General features: G+C 37.9%; 1 protein-coding gene. It reads left to right on the top strand.

Going from position 1 to position 282, the window contains the following annotated elements; all coding sequences use genetic code 11:
* On the top strand, positions 1-282 hold a 282-nt coding region (locus tag C1G53_RS12105; protein WP_330847486.1), incomplete at both ends, for a septation ring formation regulator EzrA.

The following is a 282-nucleotide window of genomic DNA, read 5'->3' as shown; positions in this document are numbered from 1 at the left end:
ATTGGCAAGCTTGAAAGAAATCGAAGAGGAGCAGCTTGTTTTAGCTGACTATCTTAAATCACAAGAATTGTCAGAGAACACAGCGCGTAAGAAAGCTACACTTTATATCAACAAATTGCATACCCTTAAGCGTTATATGGAAAAACGCAACCTTCCAGGAATTCCAGCTGAATTTTTAACAAACTTCTTTAGAACGAGCGATCATGTGGAAGCCTTGATTGCCGAGTTAGACTATAAACGAATCAATATCGAAGTTGTTAACCGTTTGTTGGAAAATGCAAC

Source organism: Streptococcus suis (assembly GCF_002960445.1).
Classification (GTDB): domain Bacteria; phylum Bacillota; class Bacilli; order Lactobacillales; family Streptococcaceae; genus Streptococcus; species Streptococcus hyiners.
Note: the sequence above shows the minus strand (reverse complement) of the source record. Positions and strands in the feature narration are given on the sequence as shown.